General features: G+C 30.1%; 7 protein-coding genes. All 7 read right to left on the minus strand.

Annotated elements, in window-relative coordinates; genetic code table 11:
- Positions 1-292: 292 nt before the first annotated feature.
- Genes LBD57_RS05610 through tmk form a run of 7 tightly spaced genes read right to left on the minus strand, consistent with a single transcriptional unit; the run spans position 293 to position 6,581 of the window.
- Entirely contained in the window at positions 293-1,066 is a 774-nt protein-coding gene (locus tag LBD57_RS05610) for a 3D domain-containing protein (protein WP_373470355.1), read from the minus strand.
- Positions 1,067-1,115: 49 nt separating this feature from the next.
- On the minus strand, positions 1,116-1,715 hold the full coding sequence (locus tag LBD57_RS05615) for a TatD family nuclease-associated radical SAM protein (protein ID WP_373470356.1): 600 nt from the start codon (positions 1,713-1,715) through the stop codon (positions 1,116-1,118).
- On the minus strand, positions 1,712-2,482 hold the full coding sequence (locus LBD57_RS05620) for a TatD family hydrolase (RefSeq protein WP_373470357.1): 771 nt from the start codon (positions 2,480-2,482) through the stop codon (positions 1,712-1,714). Before LBD57_RS05620 ends, LBD57_RS05615 begins: the two co-directional genes overlap by 4 nt.
- A 38-nt stretch (positions 2,483-2,520) precedes the next feature.
- Positions 2,521-4,053 carry a methionine--tRNA ligase gene (gene metG, locus LBD57_RS05625; protein ID WP_373470358.1) on the minus strand — a complete coding sequence of 511 codons (1,533 nt, stop codon included), beginning with the start codon at positions 4,051-4,053 and terminating at the stop codon, positions 2,521-2,523.
- Positions 4,050-4,859 (minus strand): stage 0 sporulation family protein, encoded by an 810-nt coding sequence (locus LBD57_RS05630; RefSeq protein ID WP_373470359.1) that lies wholly within the window; start codon positions 4,857-4,859, stop codon positions 4,050-4,052. The genes metG and LBD57_RS05630 overlap by 4 nt, the downstream gene beginning before the upstream one ends.
- 37 nt (positions 4,860-4,896) lie before the next feature.
- Entirely contained in the window at positions 4,897-5,838 is a 942-nt protein-coding gene (gene holB / locus LBD57_RS05635; RefSeq protein WP_373470360.1) for a DNA polymerase III subunit delta', read from the minus strand.
- Entirely contained in the window at positions 5,838-6,581 is a 744-nt protein-coding gene (gene tmk / locus LBD57_RS05640; RefSeq protein WP_373470361.1) for a dTMP kinase, read from the minus strand. The genes holB and tmk overlap by 1 nt, the downstream gene beginning before the upstream one ends.
- Positions 6,582-7,028: the final 447 nt, after the last annotated feature.

Genomic DNA, 7,028 nt, shown 5'->3' on the forward strand with positions numbered 1-7,028 from the left:
ACATAATATACTCTAATTATGTAAAATAATATATACTTGTATAGAGGACAACTCCTTTTTTAGAAAAAACAAAAATTAGATGTTTTTATATAAAAACATCTGTTTGGGTTCCCCCAAACCACCTTTTTTATGAGTGCTTTTTCCTTTTTTTCGTTAAAAAGGGCAAGGCAGGTAGTATAGTTCTTACATTTTGATACAATCAAAACGTTAGTATCTCTCTAAAAACCATTTAATTTAGCTACTTTTTAAAATCTGAATTTTTTCAATTAAGATTATCATTTTAAATATGGCACTAATAAGTTGCTGATTCTTCTAGTATGTACACTGTAGTTTTTCTAAACATCCATGCTTTTTCTTCTTTTTCATTATTTACACCCAAATCTATTCGCTTTCCCTTTATGAGGTTTCCTGTATCTCCGGCATATCCGTAACCGTACCCTGATATAAAAAGCCTTGTTTTTAAAGGTATAACTTTAGGATCTACAGCTACTATACCTCTTTGCATTTTTTGCCCTAAAACTGTTACTGTCCCGTCTCCCCAAGCAAGCACATCTCCGGGATAATATGCAGTTGCTATAACTTCAATCCTTTTTGCTTTTGACAAATCATAAATTTTTTCTACAACATTAGCTGAAGAAAACAACACAACTTGATAATATTCTTTTGATAAGATTTTGTCATCTACGACTTCTTCATTATGAAAAATACCATTATAAAAAACCTGGTCTATAGTTCTTTTGATATCTTTTTGTACTCCTTTTTGTAATTCTACATTTCTTAAGTTTGAGTTGTACTGTCTTTTCCAAGTGACTCTAAAAGGCACTTTTTTTGTTATTTGTTTTTGCTCTTTTGTAACACGAACAATTTTTATTTTTGCAAGAGGTTTAATTGGCATCTCTACATCGCAAGAGACTATATCATCTTTATTAAGAACAATATTATTTTGAGCCAATATATTTTTTAATGGTATGCTTTTGTAGGGAACAACTTGATACTCTTCATTATCTACATTTATGCAAGCTTTCTGTCTATGTAAAAAAACCGTGATCCCGAACTTTTGGAGCACAAAAAAAAGTAACACTACAAAAATAAGATTTAAAATTCTCAAAATAGGATTACTGTTCATTTTCGTTTAAGTAAGGCCGTGACCTAAACTTAACACCTAATCTTTTTGATATTTCTTTCACTTTTGTAATATCAAAACCAGGAAATTCTACAGCAGTTATAAAAACTTCTGGTATATATTTTTTTGCTTCTAAAACAAATTTTAATATTTCATCAAAAGATTTTTCTTTAAACATTGGTTTGTTCATATAATTGTGTTCTTGAGGGTTAGAACCGTTTAAACTTATTGAAATAACATCAATTAAACCTTCTAAGTCTTTTAAAATATTCTTACCATAATAGTAATTTGCAAGTCCTGCAGTATTAATTCTCACCTTTATGTTCTGCATTTTTAACCATTCTGCTACTTTTTTTACAATAGCAGGCCTAATTAAGCAATCTCCGTACCCGCAAAAAACTACTTCTTTATATTTTCTAGGGTCACCAATTGAACTTATGATTTCGTTTGTATTAGGTTCTTTGTCTAATTTTAAGTCATTGCCACAAAATTTATTTTCCCATTTACGCTTTATGCAGTAAGGACATGCCATCACACATCTGTTTGTTATATTTAAATATAATTTATCTCCAAAAATATAAGAAATTTTCATTTAATCCCTTTAAATAAAACTAAAGCATTTTGAGTTGTCACTTTCTCTACTTCTTGTAAATCTAACTTTTTTATATTTGCAATTTCTTTTACAACTTCCACTACATAAGCAGGCTCATTGCGTGTTCCTCTATATTTTTGCGGAGTAAGATAAGGACAATCCGTTTCTACTAGCAATCTATCTATTGCTATGTTCTTAACAACTTCTTTTAAAATATCAGATTTTTTGTATGTGACCGGACCATCAATCCCAAGATAAAAACCCATATCAACAAAAATTTTTGCATGTTCTAAACTGCCTGAAAAGCAATGGATAACGCCTTGTGGAACAAATGATCGTTTTTTTAGAAAGTCAATTATATCATCATAAGCATCTCTACAATGTACTATAATTGGTTTATTATACTTTTGTGCAAGATTAAGTTGGAACTCTAAGGATTTTTTTTGAGCATCAACATTCTCTTTAGAGTTATCATAATGGTAGTCCAACCCTATTTCACCAACAGCTACACATTTTTTGTTTTGGATTAAAAACTCTAACTTTTCATAGTCATTTTTAACAGCTTTTAAAACATCTATGGGATGAATACCAAAAGAAGCAAAAATATTCTCTTGTTGTATAAGCTCTAATGATTTTTCCCAATAACACATTTCACATGAGATTTCTATTAATTTGTTTATCTTTGAGTTAAATGCCCTTTGTATAACATCTTTCCTATCAGCATCAAATTTTGTATCTGCGATGTGAACATGAGTATCTATAATCATTTCTGTCTCTTTTATATACTTTGTTTTCTCTAAAAAACTTAAGGGAATCTCGGAAATAGTATCCCTGGATTTCCAAGTTTTGCATTTTCAACAGAAAAACCCTCATCTGGAATATTAAAATCAGCAAAATATTTTTTTGCTATATCCTCTATATTGCCAGTTGCGCCTGTAGAATGCCAAATTTTTTGTGCAATTTCAGGCATAAAGCATAACAAATGTATTGCAATAATGTCTATGGCCTGTAAGTAAGAATAAATGCAATAAGCTAATTTGTCTTTATCTATTTTTGCAAGCTTCCAAGGTGCGTCTTGCTCTATTTGTTGATTCACAAGAGTTATTGCATTTTGTAGGTTTTCTGCAGCTTTATGAAGAGCAATATTTTCCATATTATAAATAAAACTATCCTTTAAAATATCTGCAACTTGCTTAGCAAGATATAAATTAGGTTTTGTTTGCGGTATAATATTGTTAAAGTTTTTTTCCGCCATTTTAAGCGTTCTAGAAAGCAAGTTACCTAGATTGTTAGCTAAGTCCGTATTATATTTCAAAGTTAGCCCTTCCCAAGAAATGTCTCCATCTGGACCAAAAGGGATAAGTGTAACTGTAAGATATCTTGTAGAATCTACTCCATATTTACTAACAAGATCTTCTGGAGATATAACATTTCCTAAAGATTTAGACATTTTATTACCATTTAAGGTAAAAAAACCATGAGAATACACCTTTTTAGGAAGGTCTATTCCTGCTCCCATTAAAACAGCAGGCCAGATTACACTATGAAACCACAAAATGTCTTTAGCCATTAGATGTACATCTGCTGGCCAATACTTTTTAAACTCCTCTTTGGGAAAATCTATTCCTGTCAAATAGTTTACCAAAGCATCGATCCACACATACACAGTTTGACTCTTATCAAAAGGCAAAGGTATGCCCCACTCTATAGCAGTTCTAGAAATACTTACATCTTCTAATCCAAGTTTTAATTTTCCTATAATTTCGTTTTTTCTTTCCTCAGGTTGAATTTGTATATGTTCTTGATGAGTTGCATCTGTTATTCTTTTTAGAAGTTCATCACCAAATTGAGAAAGTTTAAAGAAATAATTTTCTTCAAATTGTAAGACAGGTTTTGTTTTATGTAATAAACAACAACCGTTTTCATCTAAATCTTTTAAGACATAAAACCTTTCACATCCAACACAATAAAGCCCTTCATATTTTTTTTTAAATATCAATCCTTTATCAAACAATGTTTGCACTATCTTTTCTACACTTTCGAAGTGTCGACTTTCAGTCGTTCTTATAAAGTCTGTATATGAAATATTTAAAAGTTTCCAGGCAGCCTTAAATTTTGCGCTCATTTGATTGCAAAGATCTTCAGGCGAAATACCTTTCTCTTTTGCTGCTTGAGCAATCTTTGCTCCATGCTCATCTGTGCCAGTAAGAAAAAACACATCATAATTATTTAAACGTTTCCATCTAGCTAAAATATCTGCTGCAATTGTAGTATATGAGTGGCCTATGTGAGGAATATCATTAACATAATAAATTGGAGTCGTAATATAAAATTTCATTTACTGCTCCCACCATTTACATCTTCAATTTGTCTAATTGTAAATATTTTAAAAAATTTATCGCCAAGATCTACACTAACACGCTCTCTTACACAATCAATAGCAACTAGTTTCCCCTTGCCTTCTGGAGTCAAAATATTTGAGCCTAATTCAGGTAAAAATTGTTTAATATTCTTATAAGTATCATTCTCGTAAGCTATACAACACATAAGTCTACCACAAAGGCCAGAAAGCTTAGTTGTATTTAAAGATAACTCTTGTTCCTTGACCATATCTATAGTTACAGAATTAAAATCTTTTAAGAAGTTTTTACAACATAAAACTTGTCCACAAGTTCCTATTCCCCCTATAATTTTAGACTCGTCCCTAACACCAATTTGAACCATTTGTATCCTAGTTTTTAAAACATGTCCCAAATCTTTAATTAAGTCTCTAAAATCTACCCTTGATTCAGAGGTATAGTAAATAAAAAGTTTGGAACGATCAAAAGTATAGCTTACACAGGTAAGTTTCATATCTAATTTGTGTTCTCTTACTTTTTGGGATACCGTAGCTTGAGCCCTCGAACTTTTTTTTTGGTTATCAACCAATCTTTTTTTATCTTCTTCTGTTACTTTTCTCAAAATTTTACCTACAGACTCTTTTCCTTTTACAAAATCTTTAACTATTTCATACACAATACCATACTCAACACCATGTTCTGTTTCAACTATAATTTTATCATTTAATCTTAAATTTATTTTACCAGATTCTGCATATATTCTATCCTTTATTCTCCTAACCAGTACTGCTACAACTATTGACATAATAATCTCCATTGGGTTTGTCTAAAAACTCTATTTTCTATATCAAATCGCATAAATCAAAAAACAAATTATCTAAAACCGTTTGAGCATTTACATTTTTTAATATTAAAGTTCTATACTTATTTAGTAACTCTAAAGATCTTAAATTTTCTTGCGGCAACATCCGAAAATCTTTCTTTGCATGAACAATCATGCTGTCTATACAGTCTAAAGCATTATTTTTAGTAGCTTCTTTTGAAAATTCTAAAATATCCAATATGGTAAAATTTTTATCTTTCAACTTTTGCCATAAAGACAAATTTTCTTTTTGATTGTCTTCTAAAAGATTTATTGCATTCTTCAATGAACCTTCACTTAAACTTGCCACTTCCTGAGCATAATCAAAACTTAAAGATTTATTCTTTACAAGCCAAGATACTATTTCTTTTCGCTCTATTGGAGCAAAAAATAGCATCTGCGAACGCGATACTATTGTTTTAGGTATAGTCTCCTTATGTTTTGCAATCAAAATTATTACCGTATTGTTCGGAGGCTCTTCAAGCGTTTTAAGTAAAGAATTTGCAGCTGCAATATTCATCTTTTCAGCAGGATCTATTACAAAAACTTTCCATTTTGATTCATGAACTTTTGTCGCAATTTCTTTTTGCATATATCTTATAGTTTCTATCTTTAACACTTTTTGTTTTGCTATATCTTCATCTTCAAGTTCCGCTTGTTTTATAAAATCTATAAAATGTAAATCTGGACTAACTCCTTTAGATATCTTTTGGCATGATACGCATCTATCGCATGCACCAATATCTGTAATTGTAAAATCATTTACTGTACAATTTAAGATCTTTGCAAACTCTTGTGCCATTAAATGTTTGCCGACACCTTCTTGTCCCATAAAAATATAAGCATGAGCAATTTTATTGTTTTTTATTTGCTCTTGAAGTATTTGTTTTACTTTTTTTTGTCCTAAAATATTATTAAACATTATAAAACCGTATCTATAATTTGTTTTATTAATTTATGTGTTTTTTCTGGAGAACTTTGAGTTTTAACCACTTTTATTCTGTTAGGATACTTTTTTGCCTGCTCTAAATATCCTTTTCTTACATTCTTATGAAATTCCAAAGACTCTCTTTCAATTCTATCACCTTTTATACCGTAAAATTCTTTATCTAAGTCTTTTGCTTTATTTAATCCTTTAAAAGGATTAATATCTAAGTAAATAGTTACTATTGGCTTAATTCCTAACGAAGCTATATTGTTTAATTTGTTTATAAGAGAAATATCTAGCTTCCTTGCATATCCTTGGTAAGCTACAGTAGCATCTGTAAATCTATCGCAAATAACAACTGCTCCTTTTTTTAAATTCTGTATAACAATTTCTTGCACATGTTGAGCTCTTGCCGCTTCATACAAAAATAACTCGGCTTCTGAAGTGAGATTTGATTTTGGATTTAAAATTATATTTCTAATAGATTCAGCAAAGACAGTGCCTCCAGGTTCTCTAGTCAATACAACGGTGTAGCCTTTATGTTCCAAGTGCTCTTTTAAAAGTATTGACTGCGTTGTTTTACCTGATCCCTCTCCACCTTCAATAGTTACAAAAAGATTTTTATTTTTCATTTTTATATAAAAACCATTGTTTAAAGTTTCATCGTCTTTCCATATTTGCTCTTCACATAAACTCGCTTCTACTAATTTTATTAACACATTGTTTACTAATATCATTTCATAATAATTATACCTTGATTATATAAAAATGCTATACTACAAACAAATCACAAATTAATTTAATATACTAATAGTTGAAGTAACACAAAATCACACAAGCAGGTTGGTCAAACATTTAGTTACTCGCACTTCTAAATCTTTATCTTATCTAAATCCAAATTTTTATCTGTCTGTGTAACACAACTTCTCTCATACTACCCTCTAGGACCTTTTTTGCTCAAACTATTAATATCACTAATACTCCTAATTACAACATCTCTGGCAATAGTACTATTACTGACTCTTCTAATAACTCTCTTTTTATTCATTCTACTATGCCATACAACACCATCTACGGCTCTGTTAATTTCCCTTTTACTTCTTCTTCTGTTTCATCTGGTGATTCCAATGTCCTTCTTAAAGATTTCATTGAATGTTCTTCTAATTCTATTACCATTTATAATG

The sequence above is a fragment of the Candidatus Endomicrobiellum cubanum genome, from assembly GCF_031278955.1.
In the GTDB taxonomy this organism is placed as follows: Bacteria; Elusimicrobiota; Endomicrobiia; order Endomicrobiales; family Endomicrobiaceae; genus Endomicrobiellum; species Endomicrobiellum cubanum.

Excerpts from the sequence above, each read along its gene's own strand:
- LBD57_RS05620 (WP_373470357.1), bottom strand. The coding sequence starts at position 2,482 with ATGATTATAGATACTCATGTTCACATCGCAGATACAAAATTTGATGCT.
- metG (WP_373470358.1), bottom strand. The coding sequence starts at position 4,053 with ATGAAATTTTATATTACGACTCCAATTTATTATGTTAATGATATTCCT.
- LBD57_RS05630 (WP_373470359.1), bottom strand. The coding sequence starts at position 4,859 with ATGTCAATAGTTGTAGCAGTACTGGTTAGGAGAATAAAGGATAGAATA.
- LBD57_RS05615 (WP_373470356.1), bottom strand. The coding sequence starts at position 1,715 with ATGAAAATTTCTTATATTTTTGGAGATAAATTATATTTAAATATAACA.
- holB (WP_373470360.1), bottom strand. The coding sequence starts at position 5,838 with ATGTTTAATAATATTTTAGGACAAAAAAAAGTAAAACAAATACTTCAA.
- tmk (WP_373470361.1), bottom strand. The coding sequence starts at position 6,581 with ATGATATTAGTAAACAATGTGTTAATAAAATTAGTAGAAGCGAGTTTA.